The organism is Bradyrhizobium sp. USDA 4510, assembly GCF_054059095.1.
Window position 1 is genome coordinate 5,774,120 of record NZ_JBSSBT010000001.1, and the last position, 25,433, is coordinate 5,799,552.

23 protein-coding genes are annotated in these 25,433 nt (G+C 64.5%); 7 read left to right on the plus strand and 16 right to left on the minus strand.

Going from position 1 to position 25,433, the window contains the following annotated elements:
* Positions 1–33: 33 nt before the first annotated feature.
* From ACVMDN_RS26900 to ACVMDN_RS26935, 8 genes are all read right to left on the minus strand, one after another.
* Entirely contained in the window at positions 34–1,392 is a 1,359-nt protein-coding gene (locus ACVMDN_RS26900; protein WP_028335636.1) for an ABC transporter substrate-binding protein, read from the minus strand.
* A gap of 674 nt (positions 1,393–2,066) precedes the next feature.
* Entirely contained in the window at positions 2,067–3,104 is a 1,038-nt protein-coding gene (locus ACVMDN_RS26905; protein WP_076823861.1) for a tagatose 1,6-diphosphate aldolase, read from the minus strand.
* Positions 3,101–4,015, minus strand: coding sequence for a sugar kinase (locus ACVMDN_RS26910; RefSeq protein WP_244558640.1), 915 nt, complete (start codon positions 4,013–4,015; stop codon positions 3,101–3,103). Before ACVMDN_RS26910 ends, ACVMDN_RS26905 begins: the two co-directional genes overlap by 4 nt.
* Before the next feature lie 41 nt (positions 4,016–4,056).
* Positions 4,057–5,130, minus strand: a complete 1,074-nt coding sequence (locus tag ACVMDN_RS26915; protein WP_141339628.1) for an ABC transporter ATP-binding protein — start codon at positions 5,128–5,130, stop codon at positions 4,057–4,059.
* A 6-nt stretch (positions 5,131–5,136) separates the two neighbouring features.
* Positions 5,137–6,141 (minus strand): zinc-dependent alcohol dehydrogenase family protein, encoded by a 1,005-nt coding sequence (locus tag ACVMDN_RS26920; RefSeq protein WP_076823852.1) that lies wholly within the window; start codon positions 6,139–6,141, stop codon positions 5,137–5,139.
* A gap of 7 nt (positions 6,142–6,148) precedes the next feature.
* A complete protein-coding gene (locus ACVMDN_RS26925; RefSeq protein ID WP_076823849.1) occupies positions 6,149–6,976 on the minus strand; it encodes a carbohydrate ABC transporter permease in 828 nt (275 codons plus the stop codon).
* A gap of 4 nt (positions 6,977–6,980) precedes the next feature.
* Positions 6,981–7,868: a carbohydrate ABC transporter permease gene (locus ACVMDN_RS26930; protein ID WP_076823847.1), complete on the minus strand. Its 888-nt coding sequence runs from the start codon at positions 7,866–7,868 to the stop codon at positions 6,981–6,983.
* 58 nt (positions 7,869–7,926) lie between these two features.
* Entirely contained in the window at positions 7,927–9,228 is a 1,302-nt protein-coding gene (locus tag ACVMDN_RS26935) for an ABC transporter substrate-binding protein (RefSeq protein WP_076823843.1), read from the minus strand.
* Positions 9,229–9,408: 180 nt separating this feature from the next.
* Here ACVMDN_RS26935 and ACVMDN_RS26940 point away from each other — a divergent pair, with 180 nt between their 5' ends.
* The 4 genes from ACVMDN_RS26940 to ACVMDN_RS26955 are packed head-to-tail and all read left to right on the plus strand — an operon-like array spanning position 9,409 to position 13,242.
* Entirely contained in the window at positions 9,409–10,443 is a 1,035-nt protein-coding gene (locus tag ACVMDN_RS26940) for a LacI family DNA-binding transcriptional regulator (RefSeq protein WP_057021071.1), read from the plus strand.
* 15 nt (positions 10,444–10,458) lie between these two features.
* Positions 10,459–11,193, plus strand: coding sequence for an SDR family NAD(P)-dependent oxidoreductase (locus ACVMDN_RS26945; RefSeq protein ID WP_057021024.1), 735 nt, complete (start codon positions 10,459–10,461; stop codon positions 11,191–11,193).
* A complete protein-coding gene (locus tag ACVMDN_RS26950; protein ID WP_057021025.1) occupies positions 11,190–11,450 on the plus strand; it encodes an SUMF1/EgtB/PvdO family nonheme iron enzyme in 261 nt (86 codons plus the stop codon). The genes ACVMDN_RS26945 and ACVMDN_RS26950 overlap by 4 nt, the downstream gene beginning before the upstream one ends.
* Position 11,451: 1 nt before the next feature.
* Positions 11,452–13,242 (plus strand): chloride channel protein, encoded by a 1,791-nt coding sequence (locus ACVMDN_RS26955; RefSeq protein ID WP_076823840.1) that lies wholly within the window; start codon positions 11,452–11,454, stop codon positions 13,240–13,242.
* Between the two features lie 10 nt (positions 13,243–13,252).
* On the opposite strand, the gene ACVMDN_RS26960 is transcribed toward ACVMDN_RS26955, so the two are convergent.
* The 3 genes from ACVMDN_RS26960 to ACVMDN_RS26970 are packed head-to-tail and all read right to left on the minus strand — an operon-like array spanning position 13,253 to position 16,726.
* Complete coding sequence (locus ACVMDN_RS26960; protein WP_028335658.1) at positions 13,253–13,975, minus strand: GntR family transcriptional regulator; 723 nt, start codon at positions 13,973–13,975, stop codon at positions 13,253–13,255.
* Between the two features lie 28 nt (positions 13,976–14,003).
* A complete protein-coding gene (locus ACVMDN_RS26965; protein ID WP_076823838.1) occupies positions 14,004–15,599 on the minus strand; it encodes a GMC family oxidoreductase in 1,596 nt (531 codons plus the stop codon).
* On the minus strand, positions 15,599–16,726 hold the full coding sequence (locus ACVMDN_RS26970) for a mandelate racemase/muconate lactonizing enzyme family protein (protein ID WP_076823831.1): 1,128 nt from the start codon (positions 16,724–16,726) through the stop codon (positions 15,599–15,601). Before ACVMDN_RS26970 ends, ACVMDN_RS26965 begins: the two co-directional genes overlap by 1 nt.
* A 120-nt stretch (positions 16,727–16,846) precedes the next feature.
* On the opposite strand from ACVMDN_RS26970, the gene ACVMDN_RS26975 reads away from it, so the two are divergent.
* Genes ACVMDN_RS26975 through ACVMDN_RS26985 form a run of 3 tightly spaced genes read left to right on the plus strand, consistent with a single transcriptional unit; the run spans position 16,847 to position 19,425 of the window.
* Entirely contained in the window at positions 16,847–17,602 is a 756-nt protein-coding gene (locus ACVMDN_RS26975; RefSeq protein WP_225163506.1) for an ABC transporter permease, read from the plus strand.
* Positions 17,599–18,408 (plus strand): ABC transporter ATP-binding protein, encoded by an 810-nt coding sequence (locus tag ACVMDN_RS26980; RefSeq protein ID WP_076823827.1) that lies wholly within the window; start codon positions 17,599–17,601, stop codon positions 18,406–18,408. The genes ACVMDN_RS26975 and ACVMDN_RS26980 overlap by 4 nt, the downstream gene beginning before the upstream one ends.
* Before the next feature lie 21 nt (positions 18,409–18,429).
* On the plus strand, positions 18,430–19,425 hold the full coding sequence (locus ACVMDN_RS26985) for an ABC transporter substrate-binding protein (protein WP_057021030.1): 996 nt from the start codon (positions 18,430–18,432) through the stop codon (positions 19,423–19,425).
* A gap of 23 nt (positions 19,426–19,448) precedes the next feature.
* Here the strand turns inward: ACVMDN_RS26985 and ACVMDN_RS26990 are convergent, their stop codons facing one another.
* The 5 genes from ACVMDN_RS26990 to ACVMDN_RS27010 are packed head-to-tail and all read right to left on the minus strand — an operon-like array spanning position 19,449 to position 25,431.
* Positions 19,449–20,957 carry a glycerol-3-phosphate dehydrogenase gene (locus tag ACVMDN_RS26990; RefSeq protein WP_076823824.1) on the minus strand — a complete coding sequence of 503 codons (1,509 nt, stop codon included), beginning with the start codon at positions 20,955–20,957 and terminating at the stop codon, positions 19,449–19,451.
* A complete protein-coding gene (locus ACVMDN_RS26995) occupies positions 20,954–21,682 on the minus strand; it encodes a class II aldolase/adducin family protein (RefSeq protein ID WP_076823820.1) in 729 nt (242 codons plus the stop codon). The genes ACVMDN_RS26990 and ACVMDN_RS26995 overlap by 4 nt, the downstream gene beginning before the upstream one ends.
* Before the next feature lie 17 nt (positions 21,683–21,699).
* Positions 21,700–22,740, minus strand: a complete 1,041-nt coding sequence (locus ACVMDN_RS27000) for a 2-hydroxyacid dehydrogenase (RefSeq protein WP_076823817.1) — start codon at positions 22,738–22,740, stop codon at positions 21,700–21,702.
* Entirely contained in the window at positions 22,733–24,313 is a 1,581-nt protein-coding gene (locus ACVMDN_RS27005) for an FGGY-family carbohydrate kinase (RefSeq protein ID WP_076823813.1), read from the minus strand. Before ACVMDN_RS27005 ends, ACVMDN_RS27000 begins: the two co-directional genes overlap by 8 nt.
* A gap of 2 nt (positions 24,314–24,315) precedes the next feature.
* Complete coding sequence (locus ACVMDN_RS27010; RefSeq protein WP_371852070.1) at positions 24,316–25,431, minus strand: ABC transporter ATP-binding protein; 1,116 nt, start codon at positions 25,429–25,431, stop codon at positions 24,316–24,318.
* Between the last annotated feature and the right edge of the window lie 2 nt (positions 25,432–25,433).

Below are 25,433 nucleotides of genomic sequence, written 5' to 3' on the forward strand. Positions count from 1 at the left end.
GGAAGCCAGTTCAGTTGGGACGCGGCGTTCGGGCTATTGCGAGGCGACTTGCTTGCCCTGTTCCTTGAACACCTTGGTCCAGTCCTTGACCAGGAGATCGAGCGCCTGCTGCGCCGTGCCCTTGTCGGCGACGACGTAGTCGTGCACCCGCTTCTGCATATCAAGCAGCAGCTGGGCGTAGGACGGCTCGGCCCAGAAGTCCTTGACGATACCCATCGACTCCAGGAATTGCGGCGCGAACGCCGCGCTCTTCGGGAAGTCCGGCGCGTCGACCACCGCCTTGAGCGCCGAGTAGCCGCCGATCTGCCACCATTTCTGCTGCACGGCGGGCTGCGCGAACCACTTGATATAGGCGAGCGCGTCGTCCTTGCGGTCGGAGGTCGCAACCACCGAGATGCCTTGTCCGCCGAGCTGGGTGAAGTGCCCGTTCGGGCCAGCCGGATTGACGAAGAAGCCGATCTTGTCGCCGCCCACATTCGGATCCTTGTAGAGGCCGGGGAAGAAGGCGAACCAGTTCATCTGCATCGCCACCTGGCCCGACTTGAAGGCATCGAGCCCTTCCTGCATGTAGGCGTTGGTCATGCCCGGCGCGGTGCAGCACTTGTAGAGCTCCTTGTAGAATTCGAGCCCCTTGGCCGCCTCGGCGGAATTGACGATGCCCTGCATCTGGTACGGCTTCTTCGGATTGTCGTAGCTGAAGCCGTAATTGTAGAGGACGTTGGTCACGCCCATCGTGATGCCTTCGGAGCCGCGCTCGGTGAAGATGTAGGCGCCGTAGACCTTCTTGCCGTCGATCTCGCGGCCCTGGAAGAACTCCGCGATCTGCTTCAACTCGTCATAGGTTTTCGGCGGCGCCAGATCACGACCGTACTTGGCCTTGAAAGCCGACTGAATGTCGGGCCGCGAGAACCAGTCCTTGCGATAGGTCCAGCCCACGGCGTCGGCCATCGCCGGCAGCGCCCAGTAGTTCGCCGAATTCTTCGGCCACTGCGAATAACCGACAACGGTCGCCGGGACGAAGTCGTCCATCGAGATGTGCTCTTTGTCGAAGAAATCGTTGAGCTTGACGTACCACTTGTTCTCGGCGGCGCCGCCGATCCACTGGCTGTCGCCGATGATCAGGTCGCAGAGCTTGCCGTGGGAGTTGAGCTCGTTGAGGAAGCGATCCGCGTAGCTCGTCCAGGGGACAAACTCGTACTTCATCTCGATGCCGGATTGCTTGGTGAAATCCTTGCCGAGTTCGACCAGCGCGTTGGCCGGATCCCATGCCGCCCAGCACAGCGTGAGCTGCTTACCCTGGGCCGCAGCTTCGCCTCCGCCAAATATCCCCAGCAGCGCCGCCCCGAGAACCGTGGTGGCCGCTGAGCTTCTCAGCCAATTGAATGTCCGCATATCCGTTTCCTCTCTCGTTGAAGCGTCCAACCCGCTCAGCGCGCCCTGCCGGAGCGACGCCAAGACCCTGAAACCGAGTTTGAGGAGCGATGAGTGAAGGACGAGACGGACCGCTGCCGGAGACGGCTCCGGCATGGCTTGGGCTCCTCCTGCACATCGGCGCTCGATGCGCGATGTTTAGTTTTTGTATTACTAAACGTAGTACTAAATTTTTTGGCCCGTCAAGCCGGTTCTCGCGACCTTGGCGAAAATATTCCCGACGCTCGCACGCGCAAGCGTCGACGTTTGCAATGCAGCAAATTTCCCCATAATTGCAGCGAATGCGGCGAACAACGATTGCCGATCTGGTCCGGAGGACGCAATTCGGTCCGTCCCGATAACAGGGAAGCCGGAAGGTCAGCCGCAGCCAGCATGTTTAGTATGCGACTTTACTGAACGTTCAACAAAGCGATTGGGCGCGCGAGCAGCCTCAGCTTCGGCCGAAATCCGCCATTGCCGCGAACCGCACCGGTTTCGCGCCAGAAAACGACCTCACCAAAGCGCGACGAACGCCATCGAACTCAAGCATGGTGCAGCTTGATCAACGAAGCTGATCTTGCTCCGCCGCTCACAACGGTCTGGTTGCAGGTTCGAGTCCTGCCGGGCCCACCAAGACACGTGGAGCCGTCACCGTTTCAATAGGCGCGCGCGAAGTCACCCTCCTGCTTGATGTCAGTGAATACCGGAAAGCGCGCCTTCCACGGCGTGCCCTTGGCCGTCGTCAGCTTGTTGAGCCGCTCAAGCACGCCGAGGCCGTCCTTGCGCAGGCTCGCCGAAACCGCCCCAAGGTCCGGGAAATTCTTCAGGACGGCATCGAGCCAGATGGTGCGACCGGCCAGGAAACCGCCCGCGCCCGCGGCATAGGCGAAGTCGAGGACGCGTTCGAATTTTTCCGGCGCGGCGCCGCCCGACAGCAGGACCCAGGGAATGCTCCGCTCGCGGCAGATATCGCCGATTGCATCGAATTCCTTCTGCGCGGCCTTGGCTTCGGCGCTGCCGTCACGGGCCGGCAGGCTGTTGGCCGCGAGGGGACTCTCAAGCTTCAGGAGATCGACGCCGTATTCGGGCTTGGCAAACTCGCGCACGCTATCGATGACGAGGCTCGGCAGCTTGCCGGGCGATTCCACATAATCGGCGGTGTGATTGGCGCTGCCAAGGAACGGATAGACCAGCAGTTCAAGAACATAGGGAACGTCGTGGCGGGCGCACTCCTCGCCAATCTCGCGCACGAAGCGCTTCTGATGCTCGTTGACCGCGGCGTCCGCATCCGGCCGATACCAGGCCAGCACCTTGACGGCGTCGCCGCCCATGGCGCGAATTTTCTCCACACTCCAGTTGGCGATCGCGCGCGACTTGCGACCGCCCGCGGTCTCCTCGACGCGATGCTCCTCCAGCGTCATGATCAGGCCGCAGCGCGGCGGCAACAGATCGATCGCTGCGGGCACGGCAAAATTCGGGTCGAACAACATCGAGCTGCAATGCGGTGCGAGGTTCTCCACGAGGAGCCGCTTGGCCGCCGTGACGTCGGAATATTCGACCTGATCCCGCGTGATTCCCTTCGCCTTCGCAATGGCATCGAACAGCGGCGGCCGCTGATCCAGCGCGACCATGCGAAAGTGGCCTTCCGCGTCAGCAAGGCGGCCCAGCCCGCGGTTCTTTCCAATCGTTCTCATGGCTTCGTCCTCATGAATGCAAGACAGTCGTTGATGGTGGGGATTCCGTTGCGGCCACCGGCGTGGCGACATTTCATCGCGGCCGTGGCTGCAGAAAACGCCATGGCGTTGCGCACATCGAGGCCGACGCCGATCGCAAGGGCATAGGCGCCATGGAAGACGTCGCCGGCGCCGGTGGTATCGACGACATCGACGGCATAGGCGGCGCGCCGGTGCAGCTGGCCATTCTCGTACCAACTGACGCCACCCTCGCCGCGCGTGACGGCGATGACACTGCAGCCCAGCCGCGCCAGTGCTGCGAGAGATTCGTCTTTGGCAGATCCGGCGAAAGAAGCGAGCGCAGGCTCGGAAAAGATCGCGTGGTCGGTCAGGGGCAGCAGTCGCTCGAATACCTCGGCATCAGCCATATCGCCGTCGAGCACCGTCGGAATGCCGCGCGCACGCGCCTCGCGAAACAGCGTCGCAGCACCCTCCACCCAGCGCGGATCCGCCAGCACCGAGGATGCGCGAGCGACGGCTTCAAGCGGAAGCCAATCGGCCGCTTCCGGAAAGAGACCACGGAAGTTCACGATCTGCCGCTCGCCCGAACTGTCGACGATGATCCCCGAGACCGATGAGCGGCCATCAGGGAACAGCCGGAAATTCTCGACGTCGACGCCTTCGGCCGCAAAAGCCGACCGCATCTCGTGCCCGGCGGCATCGTCCCCTGCCCGCCCCCAGAACGCGACGGAGGCACCGAGCCGTGCGACCGCGACCGCGGCATTGGCGGCCATTCCGCCGCCAAGGGTACCGTAGTCGATGGACTTTATCTTCTCGCTGTTGCCCGCAAAGAGCCGATCGACGCGCCAGACCTGATCGAGCGCGGATAGCCCAAGGCAGATCACCTGGACAGGCCTGGCCTCGGACGCCACGTCTGCGAGCGCCGAAAGAGCTGCTATGTTCGCCGACGCGCTCACCGCAAAACCTGCCCGTTCGCTGCATCGAACAAATGCGTCTTGCCCGGCTGCGGCCGCAAACTGAGGCGATCGCCGAGCTTTGGTCGCAGCGCTGGATCGACCCTTGCGATCGCGGAGACGCCGGCGAGATCGAAATGGATCAGGGTATCCGAGCCGAGCGGCTCGACCAGCTTGACGTTGATGGCGATGCCGTCTGCCGCATCGGTCGTGACGGCAAAATGTTCAGGACGGATGCCGAGCACGGCATTTCCCGCCTGCTGCAGACGGCTTGCGGCCTCACCGTCCAGCGGCACCGCCGTTGCGCCTTGCGAAAGGATCGCGCGCTCCTCACGCCATTCGACCGGGAAGAAGTTCATGGCGGGCGAGCCGATGAAGCCGGCGACGAACTGGTTGGCCGGCCGCTCGTAGACCGTCTCCGGCGTGTCGTATTGCTGGATCGTCCCGTTCTGGAGCACCACGATCCGGTCAGCCATCGTCATGGCCTCGATCTGGTCATGGGTCACGAAAACCATGGTGGTCTTGAGCTCCTGCGATAGCGCCTTGATCTCGGCCCGCACCTGTCCGCGCAGTTTTGCGTCGAGGTTGGACAACGGCTCGTCGAACAGGAACGCCTTGGGATTGCGCACAATCGCACGGCCCATGGCGACGCGCTGGCGCTGTCCGCCGGAGAGCTCCTTCGGCTTGCGGTCGAGATAGGGCTCGATGTGCAGGAGCGCGGCGGCACGCTTCACGCGCGCATCGATCTCCGCCTTCGGCGTTCCCCGCAACTCCAATGCGAACGACATATTGTCGTAGACGCGCATGTGCGGATAGAGCGCGTAGTCCTGGAACACCATCGCGATGTCGCGCTGTGCAGCTTGCACGCCGTTGACGCGCTTGTCGCCGATGTAGAGGTCACCCGACGTGATCGGCTCGAGACCCGCAATGATTCGCAGCAGGGTCGACTTGCCACAGCCGGACGGCCCCACGAAGACGACGAATTCATGGTCCGCGATCTCCAGATTGAGATCGGGGATCACAGTGAAACTGCCGTAGCGCTTGACGAGGTTGCGGATCGAGATCGAGGCCATGATCGCTTAATCCAGCGCCAGTACCGGCTTGATCAGCTCGCCCCTGGCAAAGCGGGCGAAATTCTCAGGCAGGGCCGACAGGCCGAACTCGCCGTCGACGAGGACGCGGTATTCGTCCTTGAACTTGCGCAGCAGCTCGATGTTCGGCTCGAAATCCGAGACCGGAAAGTAGAAGGTCCGGATCATGTAGAAGTCCTTGCGGCGGAACACCTTGCCCTCCTCGATGGTCCAGGGCGCGGCGTTCTCGCCGACCAGCACCAGCGCGCCGCGCGGCAGGACAAGCTCGATGCCGAGATTGCGCGCCGCATGCGCGCCGGAGCATTCCATGATGAGAGCAAAGCGCTTCGAGGTGTCGCCCACGGGATACGCCTTCGCGCCGAAGGATTGCGCGATCTTCAACCGCGTCGCATTGGGGTCGGCAACGTAGATGTCGTTGTAGCCGAACGCACGGAGCGCCAGCACGACGCCGAGGCCGACCGGCCCGGCGCCCATGACAAGAACAGGTCCGGCCTCACCGGGCGTCACCACGCGGCTGACGAAACGCACGGCGTGGCCCGACGTGCCGATGGTGTCGAGCAAGAGCGGCGCAAGGCTGTCCTCGATGTCATCGGGCACCGGCAGCAGGCAATTTTCCGGCACCGGCACGTATTCGGCGTAGCCGCCCGGCCGGTTCCAGCCGATCAGGCTGGAGACCTCCAGGCACATCTGGGTATCGCCGCGCTTGCAGGCCGCGCAATGGTCGCAGTGGAGTGGAATATAGACGGCACAGCGGCGACCATGTAGCCGGTGACCCGGCTGCTCGACCACGCCGAAAATCTCATGGCCGGCGGTGAACTCTGCGCCCTTGTGCCAGAGCTTGAAGTCAGAACCGCACAGCGCGGTGCGCGAAACGCGCACGAGCACTTCACCTGTGCCGGCGTCAGGCATTGCCACGCGCTCGATGGTGATGCGGTCGCCGCCGTGGAAGACCGCGGCCTGCATGATCGAATTCGGACGGGGTGACACGTTCATCAGATACCTAGCCTTTCACCGCACCGAGCGTCAGTCCGGACACCAGCCAGCGCTGAACCAGGGCAGCCAGCACCAGCGGCGGCAGTGCGATCAGCGTCGCCGCGGCCATGAGAGCGCCCCATTGCGTCGAGCCTTCGCCGATGAAGTTGAAGGCCGCCGCGATCAGCGTCTTGGTGTCGCCGTTGGACAGCACCAGCGCAAACAGGAAGTAGTTCCATGAGAAGACGAAGGCGAGGATCGCCGAGACGGCGACGCCGGACGCCACCAGCGGCAGCGCGATGCGCCAGAGGATGCGCGTGACGCTGCATCCGTCGACCTGCGCCGCCTCGAAGACGCTGCGCGGGATGCCGTCGAAGGATGGCAGCAGCACCCAGATCACGATCGGCAGTGTGATGACCGCGTGGCTCAGGATCAGCGCCGTGTAGGAGCCGATCATCCCGACCTGCCGGAACATGACGTACCACGGCAGCAGGAACAGCGTGCCCGGCGCCATGCGCGCCGCGAGCGTCAAAATCGCGGGCCATGAGATCCGTGTCCAGGAGACGGCGAAAGCGGCGGGGATGCCGAACAGTAAGCCGAGCGCCGTCGAGCCGACGGTGACGATGAGGCTGTTGAGCGCATAGCTGAGGAACGGCGTGGTCTTGGTCAGCTCGAAATAATTGTCGAGCGTCGGCGTGAAGATCAGCGTCGGTGGATAGGCGGTGACCTCGAACGACGGCTTGAACGAGGACAACACCATCCAGACCGTCGGCGCCATGATGAGCACGCCGGCGAGCACGAGCTGCACGGTGTTGAGCCAGCGGATCCAGCGGTCGGTGTTGGCGGCATCCGTCATGACATCACCACGCCACGGCGCCGCGCAGGCGGTTGAAGGCGAGCACGGCGCCGAACACGATCGCCGTGAGCGTCAGCATCAGGGCGCTGGCGTAACCGATGTTGAAGAATTCGAAGCCGACCCGGAAGCCGTAGATGTTGAGCGTGTTCGAGGCGTTGCCGGGGCCGCCCTGGGTCGTGATGTAGATGATGTCGAAGAAACGCAGGAGATCGACGCTGCGCAGGATGGCCGCGGTGACGATGGTCGGCAAGAGCAGCGGCAAAGTGATGCGCTGGAAGGTCTTGAACGGCGATGCCCCGTCGATCTGCGCGGCCTCGTAGACGCTCGGCGGCAGGGATTGCAGGCCGCCCAACACGATCAAGGCGACGTAAGGCGTCCACTGCCAGCTGTCGATCAGAGCGACGGTCGGGATAACCCAGGTCGGCGACGCCAGCCAGTCCGACGGCGGCAGGCCGAACGACTGGAGGATGTAATTGGCCGCGCCCAGCGAAGGATCGAGGATCACCAGCCACATCATGCCCGCCACCACTGGCGGCATCATGAACGGGGAGATGAACAGCGAGCGCACGATTCCCGGCAGGCGCCTGGCGTGAAACAACACCAGAGCCAGCCACACGCCGAAGACGAGTTGGAGCACCAACGATAGCACATAGAGCGCTATGGTGATCCAGAGTCCGTGCCAAAACTCGTAGTCGGAGATCAGCTTTGAATAATTGGCGAGGCCCGCAAAGGACTGCTTGCCGGTCGAGGAGAATGTCTGGAAGCCGAGCCAGATCGTATAGACGACCGGAAACGCGATCATCGCGACCGTAAAGATCACGGCCGGCGCCGAGAGCGCCGTCATTTCCAGCTTCTGCCGGTCCTGCGTGAGTGTCGCAGCCGCGTCCGACATGCGTCCGTTTCCTTGAGAGTGAGGCGCCGGCAGGCATAAGCCTGCCGGCATCAAGCGGTTACTTCTGGGCGATCAGCGCATCGAGCGCCTTGTCGGCATCGGCACAGGCCTGGTCGATCGGCTTCTGCTTCAAGATCAGGTCCTGCACGGCCTGGCCGATGAACTCGCGCGATTCCGGATTGGCGATGATGGGATAGCCGACCTCGGAGGAGCCCTTCGTGGCCAGCACATCGAGCGCAGCCTGCCATTCCTTGCGGACGGGTTCTTCGTCGATCCATTTGCGGTACTCAGGATCCTTGGCAACCGACGGCCGCGGCGGGGCAATGCCCTGGAGCGCCATTTTCTTCTGCACCTCGGGGCTGGTTGCCCACTGCACGAAGTACCAGGCCGCGTCCGGCTGCTTGCTGTGCGAAGACACCGCCATGCCCCAGCCGATCGTGGTCGGCACCTGGCCGGCCTCGCCTGCCGGGAACGGCAACAGGCCGGTGTCCTTCAGGCGCGCGCCGCCCTCCATCACCGTGCGCAACTCATTCGAGGATTCGAATGCCATCGCGGCGCGGCCGCTGCGGTAGAGCGCCGAAATCTGCTGGAAGCTGTAGTTGACCACACCCGGCGGACCGAAGTCGCGCAGCAGCCGGCTATAGGTGTCGAGTGCTTCCTTGCCCTTGGCCGAGCAGAGGTTCGACTTGCCGCCTGCGATGTAGCTGCCTCCGACGTTGTGCAGCATGTTGCTGAAGGTGTAGGCGACCGCGGGCTTGAGGCCACGCGAGACAAAGGGCGTGACAGCGCTGTCGCAGGTCTTGATCTTCTCGGCCGCCGCCTCGACATCCTTGATGGTCTTCGGCGCCTCAATGCCGCACTTCTTGAAGATGTCGGTGCGGTAATAGAAGATCGGACCTTCGATGTTCATCGGCATGCTGGTCAGCTTGCCGCCGAAGGTCGCGGCCTTGAGCAGGGCCTGGCTCAACCCGGCCGGGTCGTATTCCTTGGCCACCTCGTTCTTGGCCATCGCAGTGAGATCGCCGTACCAGCCGGCCGCGGCGAACTGCTCGCCCTCGCGCGAAGGCAGCGTCATGAACACGTCGACCTCGTCGCTGTTCGCATTCATGACGGTGACCAGACGCTGGCGCATCTGTTGTTCCTGATAGCCGTCGACCTTCAGGGTCATGCCGGTCAGCTTCTCGAAATCGGCCTTGTAGGTCAGCAGTGCCTGCGCGACCGGATTGTTATTGGCGAGAAAGGTGACGGTCCTGCCCTTGAACTTCATCCAGTCGAAATCGGCCGCATCAGCCTGCGCGCTGACGGCGACAAGCGCGAGAACGGGCAACGCGACGTGCGTCGCGAGCATCCTGACCTTCATCGAACTCTCCTCCCGGCTGGCCGCCTTAAGCTGGGGCCATTTTGAACGAGGCTTGAAAACGGTTACAATCTAGACCTCACATCGGTTGTGTCAAGCAATGGACAAACCGGATATTCTGCGGCAAATTTACGAGATTACCGCTACCACGCGGTTTGCCTCATCGAATGTAACGTTACATTGATACGATTGACCAACGCCAAATCCGTGAAACAGGGCATCCGCGCCGTCGCAGCCCGTGCCGGCGTCTCAACGGCCTCGGTGTCGCGCGCGCTCAACAATCCCGATGCGGTGAGCCCTTCCCTGCGGGCGCGCATCGAACAGGCCATCGACGCGCTCGGCTACATTCCGCATGCGCCGGCGCGCATCCTGTCGTCACGGCGCTCGCGCACGCTTGGCGCGATCGTTCCGACCATCGACAACACGATGTTCGCGCGCGGCATCGCCTCGCTGCAGCAGTATCTCTCCTCGGTCGGATACATGCTGTTTCTCACCACGAGCGGCTACGATCTCGACGTCGAATTGCAGCAAGCGCGCAATTTGATCAGCCGCGGCGTCGATGGACTTGTGCTGCGCGGTGATTGCCATCACGAGGGACTGCGCAAGTTGCTTGCGGACAACGCGGTTCCCTTCATCAATGTCGGCATCTACCAGCCTGATCGACCCCACCCGTGCGTCGGAACCAACAACGAAGCGGCCGCCCATCGCGCCGCTGCGCATGTCATCGAGCTTGGCCACCGCCGCATCGGGATCGTCTCGGCGCTCCAGCGCAACAACGACCGCGCCAGCGCTCGCGTCGCCGGCTTTCGCCGCGCGCTCACCGAGAACGGCCTGGAGCTTCCGCCGCAATGGCATGTCGAGGTGCCCTACACGCTGGATGACGCGCGCGAAGCGGCCCGCTATCTCCTCAACCTGAAGGATCGTCCGACCGCCGTCGTCTGCGGCAACGATGTGATCGCCTACGGCGTGTTGCTCGAGGCGGAGCGCGATGGATTTTCGGTGCCGCGTGACCTGTCGGTGGTCGGCTTCGACGATCTCGACTGGAGCCGCCACTTGCGGCCGAGCCTGACCACGATCCACGTACCGACCGGAGAAACCTGGCAGCGCGCCGGGGAATATCTGGTGCGCAGCCTCGCCGGCGAGCAGACCATCATGCATCGCGAGATCGACTTCTCCCTGGTGGTCCGTGAATCGACGGCTCCCCCTCTCAAATCCTGAAGCGAGACCCCTCCAATGCGCTCAAACTTCTCTCTTGCGTCCGACTTCCATGCCGTGGTGATCGGCGGCGCCGGCGACATTGGCGCCGCAATCAGCAATCAGTTTTGCGACCTCGGCGCGACAGTGACCGCAACGGCGGCCAACGAGACCGATCTGGCGCGCACTTTGCTGAAATCGCGCGCCGGCCTCACACTCGCGACGCTCGACGTCACGAACGACGACGCTGTCGCTTCTTTTGCCCGACAGCAAAAGCGCGTCGATGCGCTGGTCAACTGCGCGGGAATCCTCGCCCGCGACAAGGAATACGAGATCGAGACCTTCATGAAGGTGCTCGACGTCAATCTCACGGGCACTTTTCGAACCTGCATGGCGTTCCGCCCGCTTCTCACCGAGAGCAAGGGCTCGATCGTCAATCTTGCCTCGATGAACGCGACCTTGGCGCTGCCGCGAATCCCGGCTTATTGCGCCAGCAAGGGCGGTGTCGTGATGCTGACCAAGGCGCTCGCGTTGGCATGGGCCGAGCAAGGCATCCGGGTCAATGCGGTTGCGCCCGGCTATATCGAAACGGCGATCAATGCGGCCGGCCGCACCGATCGCGCGCACTATCAGCGCATCGCCGACCGCACCGCGTTCAAGCGCTGGGGTCAGCCGGAGGACATTGCGGGAGCCGTCGCATTCCTCTGCATGCCGGCATCACAATATGCGACCGGCACCGTCGTCGCGGTGGATGGCGGGTTTCTTGCCGGATGAGCCAGGAAACCAACGGATACGGCCTGCATAATGTCGCCGGAAATGTTTGGGAATGGTACGAGGACCGCCTCGCACCGTCGGGAGTCCCCTTGAATCGCGAGCCTGCACCGAACCGCTCGACGCGCGGTGAATCCTGCCTCGAGTCCCACGGCAGCCGCCACCGCTTCGCAGCGCGAAACCCGAACGCGCCGGTCGGCTCGTCGGGCACGACCGGCTTCCGTGTCGTGCGCACCGGGCAGCTGCGGGATTCGGCATAGGATGACGCTGGCGACAAATGCCGCGAAGCCGGCCCCTGCTCCCGGCACCCGTCTGTTGCCGCAGTTCTTGCGCAATTTCGTGCGCAATCGCGAGACCGGCCTCGTGCTGGTCGGCATTGTCGTCGGGTTGCTGAGCGGCGTCCTCGTTGCCGCGATCTCGGGCCTCAGCCAGGCTTCGCACGCGCTGCTGTTCGACATTCCCCTCGACGCACATCTGAGCGCCACCGGCGTGATTTCCTGGCAGCGCACGCTGCTGATCCCGGCAGTTGGCGGCCTGGTCCTGGCGCTGATCGGGCTGTACTTCGCGCGGCGCGTCAAGGGACAGCAGCTCGCTGACGCGATCGAAGCCAACGCGCTCTATGGCGGCCGGGTGTCGTTCCGCGGCAGCCTGCTGATCTCGATCCAGACTCTGCTGTCCAACGGGTTCGGCGGATCGGTCGGACTGGAAGCGGGATACACGCAGATCTGCTCGATGTTTGGCTCCCATGTCGGCCAGCGCCTCGCCGCCCGCCGCAACGACATGCGGCTGTTGGTGGCCTGCGGCGCGGCGGGGGCGATCAGCGCAGCCTTTTCGGCTCCACTGGCCGGCGCCTTCTATGCCTTCGAGGTCGTGCTGGGAGCCTACACCTCGGCCGCCCTCGTGCCCGTCATCGCCAGCGCCGTCACGGCCTGGCTGGTGGCGCGGGGGTTGACGCATCAGTCCTTTCTGATGGTGCCGGGCTTCCCATCGCCCGTGTCCGTCGAGATGATCGGACAGACCGTGCTGATCGGCATCATTTGCGCATTCGTCAGCATCCTCGTCATGCTCGCGGTCGCATTTTCCGAACGTTGCTTTCAGCGGGTCACGCTTTTCAGCGGCTTCGTGCGCCCGATCCTCGGCGGCCTGCTGCTCGGCGGCCTCGCCCTGCTGACGCCGACCGTGCTCGGCGCCGGCCACGGCGCAATGCAAATCCTGCTGGTCAGCAATCCGAGCTGGCTCCTGCTCACGACGACCATCGTGCTCAAGATCCTGGCATCGGCCGTCTCGCTCGGCTCCGGCTTTCGCGGCGGACTGTTCTTCGCCTCGCTGCTGCTCGGCGCGCTGATCGGGCAGCTCTACAGCGTCGTGCTGACCGGCCCCTTCCCCACGCTCGCGCTTCAGCCCGGCACCGCCGCCATCGCGGCTCTCGCCGCACTCGGAACCGGCGTACTGGGCGCACCGTTCAGCATGGTTTGTCTCGCGCTCGAAATCACTGGCGATTTCTCCGTGACCGTCGGGGCGGTGGTCGCATCATCGGTCTGCGCGCTCATCGTCCGCGAGTTGTTCGGCTACAGTTTTGCGACATGGCGCTTCCACCTGCGCGGCGAGGTGATCCGCGGTCCGCAGGACATCGGCTGGGTCCGTCAGATGAGCGCGGCCTCCCTGATGCGCGCCGACTTCGAGAATGCGCTGACGACCATGCCGATCGGCGAGGCGCAGAAGCTGTTCTCGCCGGCGCAGGTCCGACAGGTCGTGCTGCGCGATCCGAACGGCAGCTATGCCGGCATCGTCGCGGCGGCGACGCTGCATTCCGTCACCAATCGGGACGACGATCCGCTCGGGTCGCTGGCCCAGCAGCAGGATGAATACCTGCTTCCGAGCACGTCGGTTCGCGAGATCCTGAAGGCCTTTGAACGGAGCGAAGCCGACGTCCTCGCGGTCATCGACCGTGCCGACCATCGCGTCACGATTGGCACCTTAAGCGAATCCCATGTGCTGCGCACCTATGGGGAAGAGCTCGAACGCCGGAACCAGGAGCTGTTTTCGCGGTGATGCTTGCGCGCTATGGCCTTAGATCCATATCGATCCGCACAAAATCGCCGCGATAGGTGACTTCACCGAGATAGATCACGGTGCGATCGCTCGCCGTGAAGACACGGCGGACTTCGGCGACCGGCGAATTCAAAGGCACGCGCAGCAGCCGCGCCGCCTCGATGTCCGCGGTTCCGATGGTCAATGTCTGGCGGGCGCTGGCGATCGCCGGATCCCTGAGATCGTTGAGGATCGGGATCACCGTCTCGTTGCGAAAGCGCTTGGGAGACCTGCGAAAGATCTTCTCATCGAGATAGATGGAAATGACGCAATAAGGCTGCTTCTGGCGCGAGTGCAGACGGCGCATGAAGACATATTTCTCGGCCGGCTTGCCGTCTTCGGGAAGCAACGGCGCGTCGCTCCGGCTTTCCGAGATGTTGATGATCTCCGGCGAGGTGTCGCGGTACATGTCCGCGAGATCGGACAGTGTGGTCTCGACCTTGAGCCAGCGGTCCTGTCGCACAGTCCCGGTGACGAAGGTGCCGCGGCCCTGCTGCGCCTCGATGACACCGTCGCGGGCGAGCAGTTCGACGGCCTGCCTGATGGTAACGCGCGAGACGCCGAACTCGGCCGCCAGATCCTCGTTGGCCGGCAGGCGAAAACCTTGACTCCAGACACCGCGCGCAATCCGCTGGCGAAAGATATCGGCAATCTGCGCGTATTTGGGGACGTGACTGTCGGAACTCAATTCCATCTCGCCCTCCGGAAATCAAGCGGCCCAATCACGGCATGACAAGGGCTGCACCGCGTTCCCCGATCATCAGGCTGGTCGCATTGGTGTTGGCCGAGGTGATCTGCGGCATCACCGAGGCGTCGATCACGCGCAGCCGCTCGACGCCGCGCACCCGCAGCTGCGGATCGAGTACTGCCCGCTCGTCGCTGCCCATGCGGCAGGTGCCCACGCAGTGAAACACCGTGCCGCCGGTGTTGCGCGCAAACTCCCACAGCCCGGCATCGTTACTTGCGGCCTCGCCCGGCACCATTTCGACGTCCCAGAGCGGGCGGAACGCCTTTTGCTGATAGATCTCGCGCAAGATCTTCAGGCCGGCAACAATGGTCTTGCGGTCGATCTCCTCGGCGAAATAATTGGGCGCGATCAGCGGCTGCTCGAACGGATCGGCCGAGCGGATCGCGAGCTGTCCGCGCGACCGGCCGTGGCATTGCCAGACCGAGGCCGTGAAGCCGGAATAGCTGTGGAGGGGTTCGCCGGGCTTGTCGACGGAGAGCGGCATCACGTTGAACTGCACGTCGGGACGGCCGCCGACCGCATATTCGGTACAGGCCGCTCCGCCCACCTGTCCCGCCCCCACCGTCAACGGCCCTCGCCCGGCCAGCATCCATTGCAACCCCATCTTCGCGAGTTCGACAGGATGGCGGACCTGGTCATTGAGCGAGATCCGCTCCTTCAGGCGCACGATCAGCCGCGCCTGGTAGTGGTCCTGCAGATTGGAGCCGACTTCGGGCGAGTCGGTGACGACGGCAATGCCGTGCTTGCGAAGCAGGTCGGCCGGACCGATCCCGGAAAGCTGGAGGATCTGCGGCGATTGCAGCGCGCCGCCCGACAGGATCACCTCGCGATCGGCTGTCGCGCGATGAACCTGCCCTTTGCTGATCCACTCGACGCCGGTCGCGACGCGGCCGTTGAAAGTGAATTTGCTCACCTGCGCATGCGTCATGATGGTGAGGTTGCGCCGGTCGGTAATCGGTCGAAGAAAGGCGGATGCCGAGCTGGTCCGCCAATGCCGCCCGATGCCAAGCTGATAGGAACCGACTCCGAGCGTCGTCGCGCCGTTGAAGTCGGGATTGCGCGGCAACCCGAACTGCACGCCCGCCTCCACCCAGGCCCTCGACGCCGGATTGTCGTTCCGGAGGTCGGAGACCTCGAACTCACCGAGGCCGCCGTGATACTGGCTCTCGCCGCCGCGATAGCGCTCGTAGCGCCGGAAATAGGGCAGGACGTCGCGATAGTTCCAGCCGTCGGCGCCGAGACGTTCCCAGTCGTCAAAATCCTCGTGCTGGCCGCGGATGAAGATCAGGCCGTTGATCGACGACGATCCGCCGAGCACGCGGCCACGCGGCCAGACGATGGCGCGGCCGCCGCTTCCTTCCGACGGCTCGGTCTTGAACAGGCGCGAGAAGCGCTCGTCGTAGATGGTCCGGTAATACCCGACCGGCAGCTTGAGCCAGAAATTCCGGTCCGATCCGCCGGCTTCGAGCAACAACACGCGGCAGGCAGGATCGGCCGACAGTCTGTTTGCGACCACACAGCCGGCCGCCCCCGCACCGACGATGATGTAATCGTAGCCAAGCCCCGACATCACGCGGTCCGGTATTGTTCGATCGAGGCAAGATCGGGCGCAATGCCGAGACCCGCCTCGTCGCCGAGCTCGATCATTCCATCGCTGACGTGAAGCACGGGGCCGCAGAATTGATCCCGCAGCGGGTTCTCGTTGCTGTCGACCTCCAGCAATCCCTCGCCGCCGACGCCCGCCAGCAGATGCGCCGACGCCAACAGGCCGATGCCGGCGCCGAGATAGTGCGGACAGAACATCTTGCCTGACGTCAGGATGTCGCGGGCGATGCCGGCGCAAGCCGAAAGCCCGCCCCACTTGGCGATGTCAGGCTGGACGACACCGAGAACCGGCTCGCTCAGCACCTCGGCAAAGCCGGCGTAGCTCGCGATGTTCTCACCGGCCGCGAGCGGAAAACGGATCGTCTCGTGCAGCTGCTTCCATTCCTGCCGCGGACGGTCCGCGCGGATCGGCTCCTCGAGCCAGGCAAGGCCGAACGGCTCCAGCTGCGGCGCGTGCTCGAGCGCCTGCGCGATGGTCCAACCCTGGTTGACGTCGGCCGCAAGCATGCCATCGCCGACGACGCGGCGCAGCGCGGCGAGATTGGCCTGGTCGCCTGCCGGATCGAAGCCGATCTTCAGCTTCAAGGCGCGATAGCCGCGGCCGAGCGCTGCTTCCGCCGCTCGCTCCGATCCGACCGGATTGATGCCGCTGGCGTAGACTTTTATCCGCTTCCGCGATCCGCCGAGCAGTTTCCACAACGCTACGTTCCGGCGGCGCGCATGGAGATCCCAGACGGCGAGATCGATGCCGGCGATCGACTGCGCGAATGGGCCCGCTTCGCCGGATTGCAACGCGAGCACCGAAGTTCCCTGCGTCAGCCGCTCGAATGCGGCACCAGGTTCGCTTGCCCTGAATCCGACAAGCGCCGGTGCCAGGACCTCATTGACCAGCCGAACACGATGCTCGGCGCCCGGCGCGGGAAAGTTGCACCAGACCTCGCCCCAGCCCACGTAACCGTCCGTGTCCTCGACCCGAACGAACACGGCAGGCCGGTCCCCCATCCGCCCGAACGAGGTGATGACCGGTGTCGTCAGAGGATAGCGAAAGCCAAAGGCCTGGACGCTCCGGATGGTGAAAGGCGGCGGTGTCATGCGCGGAAACCTGCGGCGCCTATGACCAAAGCGGCGCTTGTATGGTCATCCTATTTATAATATGACTTGGGCAAACATCAACTGCAATCTGGGTGGACGCGTCGAATGGACGGAGCTGGCGTGAGACGCTTTGGTCTCGGGTTGATACCGTGGGTCGGTGCGATCCTGCTCTGGTATGCCGTGCGCTGGAGCGGCTTCGTCAACGCATCGCTGATCCCCGCCCCGCACCAGGTCGCCGCGAAGTTCGTCGAGCTTCTCACCAAGGAAGGCCTCCTGATCGACATCTTCGCCTCGACCAGGCGCGTCTTTTTCGGCGTCTCGCTTGGAATTCTGGTCGCGGTGCCGGTCGGCTTTCTGCTCGGATGGTATCGCCCGGCCCGCACCTTCGCCGACCCTATGATCAACTTCTTCCGCGCGCTGCCGCCGATCGCGCTGATCCCGCTCGTCATCGTCTATTTCGGCGTCGACGAGCTCGCAAAGCTCGTCATCCTGTTCTACGCCTCGTTCTTCTCCGGCGTGATCGTCATGTATGAGGGGGTCTCGCAGATCACCCCGCTCTATATCCGCGTGGCGCAGACGCTCGGCGCCAATCAGGCGGAAATCTTTCGCAAGGTGATCATTCCCCTCACCGTTCCGCACATCCTCACCGCGCTGCGGGTCGCGCTTGGCGTGGCCTGGGCGACGCTGGTGGCATCCGAACTGATCGCGGCCCAGCGTGGGCTTGGCGCCATGATCCAGAATGCATCGACCTACTTCCTGCTCGACGTCATCTATGTCGGCATCATCTGCATCGGCCTGATCGCGCTGATCATGGACATGATCCTGCGCAAGATCACCGCCCGGTTGCTGGTCTGGCAGGATCGGGCCATCGCATGACCACGCGTGCACAGTTCGACAAGGTTTCGCTTGCCTTCGAGACCCCGAAGGGACGCCTCAACGTCGTCGAGAATGTCAGCTACGATATCAACGATGGCGATTTCATCGCGGTGATCGGCCCTTCAGGCTGCGGCAAGACCACGATGATGAGCATGCTCGCGGGCTTCCAGAAGCCGACGACCGGAAGCGTGCTGTTCGACGGGCAGCCCGTCACGGGTCCCGGTCCCGAGCGCGGCGTCATCTTCCAGGAATATGGCGTCTTCCCGTGGCTGACGGTGAAACAGAACATCGCTTTCGGCCTGACGCTCCGAGCCAATCACGTCGCGGCCGGTGAGCGCGATTCGATCTGCGATCACTATCTCGGCCTGATGGGGCTGTCCGACTTCGCCAACTCCTATCCGAAGCATTTGTCCGGCGGCATGCGTCAGCGGCTCGCGATCGCGCGGGCTTACGCGGTCAAGCCGCAGTTCCTGCTGATGGACGAGCCGTTCGGTGCGCTCGACGCCCAGACCCGTTCCAACATGCAGAACCTGCTGCTCAAGGTGCTCCAGACCGAAGGCAAGACGGTCATGCTGATCACCCACTCCGTGGAGGAGGCGATCTATCTCGCGTCCCGCATCGTGGTCGTGACCGCGCGGCCGGCGCGGATCAGGCAGATCATCGACGTGCCGTTCGCCTATCCACGCGATGAATCGATCCAGGAACGGCCCGAATTCGGCGAGCTGCGAAGCTATATCAAGCATCTGGTGATGGACGAGTATCGCGCCCAGCAGGCGCAGATGCGTCCGGTCTCATTCTCGGAATAACAACACAGCGGAGGACGACCTATGGATCGGCGACAATTTCTGACCACGACGGCCGGGCTTGCCCTGGGGTCCTTCACCGCCGCAGCCCCTGCGATTGCTCAGGCAAAAACAAAAGTTCGTGTCGGCTATCTGCACACCGTTGCCGTCGACGGCCAGATCTGGACCGGCATGGACCGCGGTTCCTTCGAAAAGCAGGGACTGGATCTCGAGCTGCGGCAGTTCAATACCGGCCTCGAAATCTTCCAGGCGCTGATCGGCGGCAGCCTCGACGTGCTGGCGACGGGCGCTGTGCTCTCGAACTTCCCCGCCCGGGGCCAGGGCAAGGTCTTCCTCATCAACGACATCGAGGTCGCGACCGCACAGCTCTGGGTGCGCGGCGATCAGGGCATCAAGTCATTCGAGGACCTGAAGGGCAAGCGGATCGCAACCGCGACCGGCACCACCGCGCATGTGTTCCTGGACACCGCGCTGCGCGCGAACAAGGTCGATCCCAAAGCGGTCGAACTCGTCAACCAGACCATGCCGGCCGCCGTAACCGCCTTCATTTCAGGCGCGGTGCCCGCCGTCGCGCTCTGGGTGCCTTTCAACGTGACGGTTCGCGACAAGGTGCCGGGCGCGGTCAAGCTCGCCGACGCCTCAGCCTATTATCCAAAGGCCGCGATCATCGGCGGCTGGGCCGCGGCCAATGACTATTACGAGCCCAACAAGGAAACGCTGGCGAAGCTGATCCGTGGCTGGGCCGATGCCAATGACTACATCATCGCGAACAGCACCGAAGCGATGGAAAAGCTGCAGAAGGGCCATTACAGCCAGACGCCGATGGCCGACATCGACGAATCGTTCAAGGCGCAGAAGATGTTCTCGTCGCGGGACTGGAAGCGGATGTATTCCGACGGCACGGTCACCAACTGGCTGCAGCAATCGACCGACTTCTTCATGGCCAATGCCGGCATCAAGGACTTTACCCCGGCAAGCAAATATTTCGATCCGAGCCTATATTTGAAAACGATTGCGTGACGCACCTGGACGCAAATCGCGTCCTAGAGGTAGCTCTCGAACGCGACCCGCTGCGCGGGCGTCAAGTGCAGGCCGTGCTTGGTGCGCCGGTCCAGGAAGTCGGCAGGCTGCCTTGCCCACTCATTCTCGCGGAGATACGCCGCTTCGCATTCATAGAACTCGCCGCCGAAATGACGGCCCAGGTCTGCGGCGCTGCGGACCGGACCCAGCAGCTGGCGCGCGCGCGTCCCATAAAGACGGGCATAGTGATGGATGAGCGTTCGCGGCAAATCGGGATAGTCGCGTGCCAGCCGATTCGCGAATTCATCGAAACTGCCGCCGATGTCGCCACCCGGCAGCGGCCGATCCGCGGTCCAGGCCGACGACAGCTTCGGAAACCACGGCGCGAGGCGCTGCAGCGCCTGCTCCGCCAGCCGGCGGTAGGTCGTGATCTTGCCGCCGAAGATCGACAGCAGCGGCGGCACATCCTGCGCGCCGTGAACCTCGAACACATAGTCGCGCGTCACGGCCGACGGATTGTCGGCGTTGTCGTCGTAGAGCGGCCGGACCCCGGAGAACGCGTGCACGATCTCGCCCGCTTGCGGCGGCGTTCGGAAATAGCGGCGCAAGACCTGCAACAGGTAATCGGTCTCGTCCTCTCCGATCGCGACGTCCTCGGCGCGGCCGTGATAGGGAATGTCTGTGGTGCCGATCAAGGCGAGATCGTCCTCATAGGGATTGACGAAGATCACCCGGCGATCGCTGTTCTGCAGCAGATAGGCCTGCGGCCCGCTCCAGAATTTCGGCACCACGATATGGCTGCCCTTGACCAGCCGTACGCTCTGGGCCGAGTTCAGGCCCGCCACGCCCTGGATGACATCCTGAACCCACGGCCCGGCGGCGTTGACCAGCGCGCGCGACCGCACGACCTGCGTTGTGCCGTCGTCGCCGTGCATTTCGAGCAGCCAGGTCTCGCCGTCGCGGCGCGCGCGCACCGCCCGCGTGCGCGGCAGGATGCAGGCGCCGTTCTGTGCGGCATCGATCAAATTGAGGATCACCAGCCTGCTGTCATCGACCCAGCAGTCCGAATATTCGAAGCCTCGCCGGAACTCCTGACGCAGCGGCGCGCCCTCCGGAGCGTGGGACAGATCCAGGCTGCGGCTCGCCGGCAACTGCTTGCGGCCACCGAGATGGTCGTAGAGCAACAGCCCGGTGCGGACCAGCCACGCCGGCCGCTGCTCCGGCGAATGCGGCAGCACGAAGCGCATCGGCCAGATGATATGCGGCGCCGACGCGAGCAGCACCTCGCGCTCGATCAGCGCCTCGCGCACCAGGCGGAACTCGTAATATTCGAGATAGCGCAGTCCGCCATGGATCAGCTTGCCCGAGCGCGACGAGGTGCCCTCGGCGAAATCATCCTTCTCGCAGAGCAGCACTTTCAGTCCGCGGCCGGCGGCGTCGCGGGCGATGCCGGCACCGTTGATGCCGCCACCGATGATGGCGATATCGACCAGCCCGTGATCCGTACCTGCGACCGGCGCAGTGCCCGTCATCGCTTGCTGCTGCGCCTTTTCTCGGCGCGGCGCGGCGCCGCCTTTGCGGTCGCGCGGGCCTTGTTCGGCTTCGGCGCCTGCAGACCGTAAGTGGAGAACCCCTTCGCGGTGTCGGCAATCTCCTCGTCGGTCAGGATGACGCGCGAATCGAGCGCCAGCGAGAGGTAGTACTGACGCGCGATGGTCTCGAGCTCGACCGCGAGCCACATCGCCTTGTCGAGATTGGCGCCGAGCGCGATCATGCCGTGATTGGCGAGCAGGCAGCCATTGCGGCCTTCGAGCGCCGCAATCGCATGATCGGACAATTCCTTGGTGCCGTAGCGCGCATAGCCGGCGCAGCGGATTTCGGTGCCGCCGAACGCCGCCATCATGTAATGGCAGGCCGGGATCGGCTTGCGCGCGATCGCGAGCACGGTCGCGTAGGTCGAGTGGGTATGGACGATGGCGCCGACATCGGGCCGGGCGCGCGTGATGTCGAGATGGAAGCGCCATTCGGTGGACGGCTGCAGCGGCCCCTCCCACGCACCATAGTCGCCCTCGAGCAGCATCGAGGCGATCATCTCCGGCTTCATCGAATCGTAGGGCGTCGCCGACGGCGTGATCAGCATCCGGTCCTTGTAGCGGGCGGAGATGTTGCCCGATGTCCCCTGGTTGAGACCCGACGCATTCATCCACCGGCACTTGGCGATGATCGCCTCGCGCAACTGTCGTTCCTCACGGGTCATACGAACTGCCTTTCTCTTCAGCACGGATTGCGTGGCGGCTCGCCGGCCAGGAAGCGACGAACCTCTTCGGCCGCCTGTCCGGCGGCCACGGTGACGGTACGCACGGAGGCGCCGGCGATGTGCGGCGTCAGCGTGACGTTGGGAAGTCGCAGCAGCGGCCAGTCCGCCGGAACCGGCTCGACCGCGAAGGTGTCGAGCATGGCGCCGCCGAGATGCCCCGATGCCAGCGCATCATGCAGCGCTTCGTAGTCGACCAGCGGACCGCGCGCGGTGTTGATCAGGAACGCGCCCGGCTTGATCCGTGCCAGCGCCTCGCGCCCGATGAAACGGGTGGTCTCCGGCGTCACCCGGGCGTGCAGCGTGACGACGTCGGCGCGGCCGAGCAATTCGCCGAGCGCGACATGCTCGACGCCGTCATTGCGGTCCTGCGCGCTGAGCTGGACATAGGGGTCGGCGACCAGGATCTTGCAGCCGAATGCCTTCAGCAGCTTGACCACGCGGCTGCCGATCGCGCCGTAGCCGACAATGCCGACCGTCATCTCGCCGAGCTCGCGCCCGGTGCGATCGGCGCGATAGAGATCGCCGCGCCATTCCCCGCCTCGCAGCGCCTCGTGACCACTGCGGATCAGGCGTGTCTCGGCCAGAATGGCGCCGATCGTGAACTCCGCGACCGCACCCGCATTGCGGCCGGGCGTATTGACCACCAGCACGTTGTGGTCGCGCGCCGCCTGCATGTCGATGTTGACCGGGCCGCCCCGCGACACCGCGATGAACTTCAGCTTCGGCAGCCGCTCCAGCATCGACCGCGAGATCGGCGCCAGATGGGTGACGAGCAGTTCGGCATCGCCGATGAAGCCGATGATCTCGTCGGGCTGCCCCATGAATTCCTTCAAGCCATCGAGCTTCGAGCCGGCGTAACCGTGTTCCATCGGCTCGTCCGGCCAGGGCTGCTCCAGGGTGCGAATGTCGAGGCCATCGCCGCAGGCTGACCGGATGTGCTCGGCGAACACCGAGGGCAGCATGAAGCGGTCGCCGACAATGGCGATGGACTTAGACATGATCGCCTCCGGCGCGCAGCGCAGCGAGTTGCTTCCAGACCGGCCGCGACGCCAGCCTTGCCTCGAGATAGGTCGGGAAGATGCTGGCATAGCGCTTCGCCAGCGCAGCGTCCGGCGATTGCGGCGCACTTAGATGCGGCGCGACCCACTGCTCGGCGCAGGCGCGCATGTCGGGATAGGCATCGATCGCGACCGCCGCGATCATCGCAGCGCCCGCGGCGCCGGCCTCGGCGCGGCTGCAGATCCGGACGTCGCAATCCAGCGCGGCCCCGAGGATGGCGCCAAGCGCACGGCTCTTCGCCGCGCCGCCTGTGATCCTGACATCGCGCGGCAGCGACCCCATCGCCGTGTAACAATCCCGTGCGGCGAAGGCCAGGCCCTCCATCACGCCGCGCATCAGGTCGCCATAGCGGTGGCGCGACCGCAAGCCGAAGAATTGCGCGCTGGCCTCATGCGCGACGAACGGACCACGCTCGCCGGCATCGGAGATGAACGGGTGGAACAGCACCTCGCCGGGCCTCGCCCGCAGCACCTGATCGTCGAGCCGGCGGATCAGTTCGGCGCGCGTGCGCGTCACGCCTTCCGCCGCCAGCATGTCGCAGGCGAGATCGAGCATCCAGTCAATGTTCAGCGTCGCCGCCATGTTGGACTGCATTTGGGCATAATGACCGGGCACGGGGAACGGCATGGTATAGCCGGTTGCCTCCCGATTCAGTGTCACCGCGTCGGCGCTCGGTACCAGCCGCATATGCATGCCGGTCGACCCGATGATGGTGCAGCCGACATCGGGTGACGGATCGTAGAGCCCGGCGCCGAGCGCATTGCAGATCACGTCCACATAGCCGAGGCAGACCGGCACACCTTCCGGCAGGCCGATCTCGATGGCGGCGGCCGCGGTCAGCGGATGCGTCATGACCGCGCCGTCAACGACCGGCGGGAACAGGCGCGTCAGGTCGGCGATACCGATCAACCGCGCGGTCTCTGCGTCGAATGCTCGCTTGCGGAAATCGCCGCAGGAGAACGTGGCTTCCGACGGATCGGTTGCGCGTTCACCGGTGAGCAGGAAATAAAGCCAGTCCTTGCAGTGGAAGGCCGTGGTCGCGCCGGCGATCGTGTCGGGCATGTGGGCCTGCAGCCACGCCAGTTGCGGCCCTTGCTGGCAGGCATTGAGCCCGGAGCCGGTTCGACGGTAAAGGATCGCGTTGTGCTCGCCGCCGCGAATCGCCTCGACCAGCCGCCCGGCGCGCGAGTCGAGCCACAGCAGCGCCGGCGCGACCGGCCGGCCGTCGTCATCGATCAGCCAGGTGCCGTCGCCCTGCCCGGTCACCGCGACGGCCGCGATCCGCGCCGACAGGTCAGGCACGGACTTCGCCAGCGCACGAATGACCGCGACCGTATCGCTCCAGGTCTGCGCCATGTCCTGCTCGACATGGCCGCCGGCCAGGCTGCTGTACGCATTCGGCCGCGAGACATCTGCGAGTTGCTCGCCGGTCAGCGTGAACGCCACCGCCTTGATCAGGGAGGTGCCGGCGTCAATGCCGATGATAACGTCGCGGCTGGCCGAAGCGGTCATCGTCACGCTCCCTCCGCATGGCGAATGTAGGTTCCGTCGCTGCCAAAGATGTGCAGGTGACGCGGCTCCAGCGCAAACGAGATGATCTCTCCCGGCCGCGCGGCGACACGGCCCGGTATGACCGCGATCAGCATGCGGCCACCGCAATCGCCGGCGACATGCGATTGATCGCCGAGCCACTGGTTGGAGACGACCTTGACCCTGACGTCACCGGTCCCGACCACGATCTTCTGCGGACGAATGCCGATCCGCACCTGCGGCGTGGCCGCGAGCGTCTTCGCCGCCTCAACGTCGAGTCCGGCGCCGGCGATATCGAAACCCATGTCGGTTCCGACCGACAGACGGAAGCCACCATCGGACCGCGTCACCTCGGCGTCGAGCAGGTTCATCGGCGGCTCGCCGATGAAGCTTGCAACGAACAGATTGGCCGGTCGGCCCTTCAGCTCCTTCTCGCTGGCGAACTGCTGCAGCAGGCCGCCTTCCATGACAGCGATGCGGTCGGCCAGCGCACTCGCTTCGGTCTGGTCGTGGGTGACGAAGATCGCGGTCATGCCGCGCTCGGCAAGCAGGCTCTTGATCCGGCCGCGCAGCACCGCGCGCAGCTGCGGTTCGAGCTGCCCCATTGGCTCATCGAGCAGATAGAGATCGGCGTCGCGCACCAGCGCCCGCGCCAGCGACACGCGCTGCTGCTGGCCGCCTGAGATCGCGCGCGGATAGCTGTCGAGGATGTCCTCGATCTCGACCAGACGGGCGATCTCGCCGACGCGACGCGTCACCTCGGCTCGCGGCAACTGGGCAGATTTCAGCGCGAACGCGATGTTCTCGCGGACCGTGAGCGGCGGATAGAGCGAGTAGCCCTCGAACGCCATCGCGACCTTGCGCCGCGCCGGCGGCAGCTCGTGGATCCGCCGCCCGCCGAGCGCGATCGATCCGGCGGAGACGTCCTCGAAGCCTGCGATCATGCGCAATGTCGAGGTCTTGCCGCAGCCCGACGATCCCAGCAGTGCGACGATCTCGCCTTTTTCGACCGCCATGTCGAGCGCGCGCACCGCGTGCACCGGCTCCTTGCCGCGGCTGCGATAGACCTTGTCGATGCCCCGAAGCTCGAGCATGTCCATGA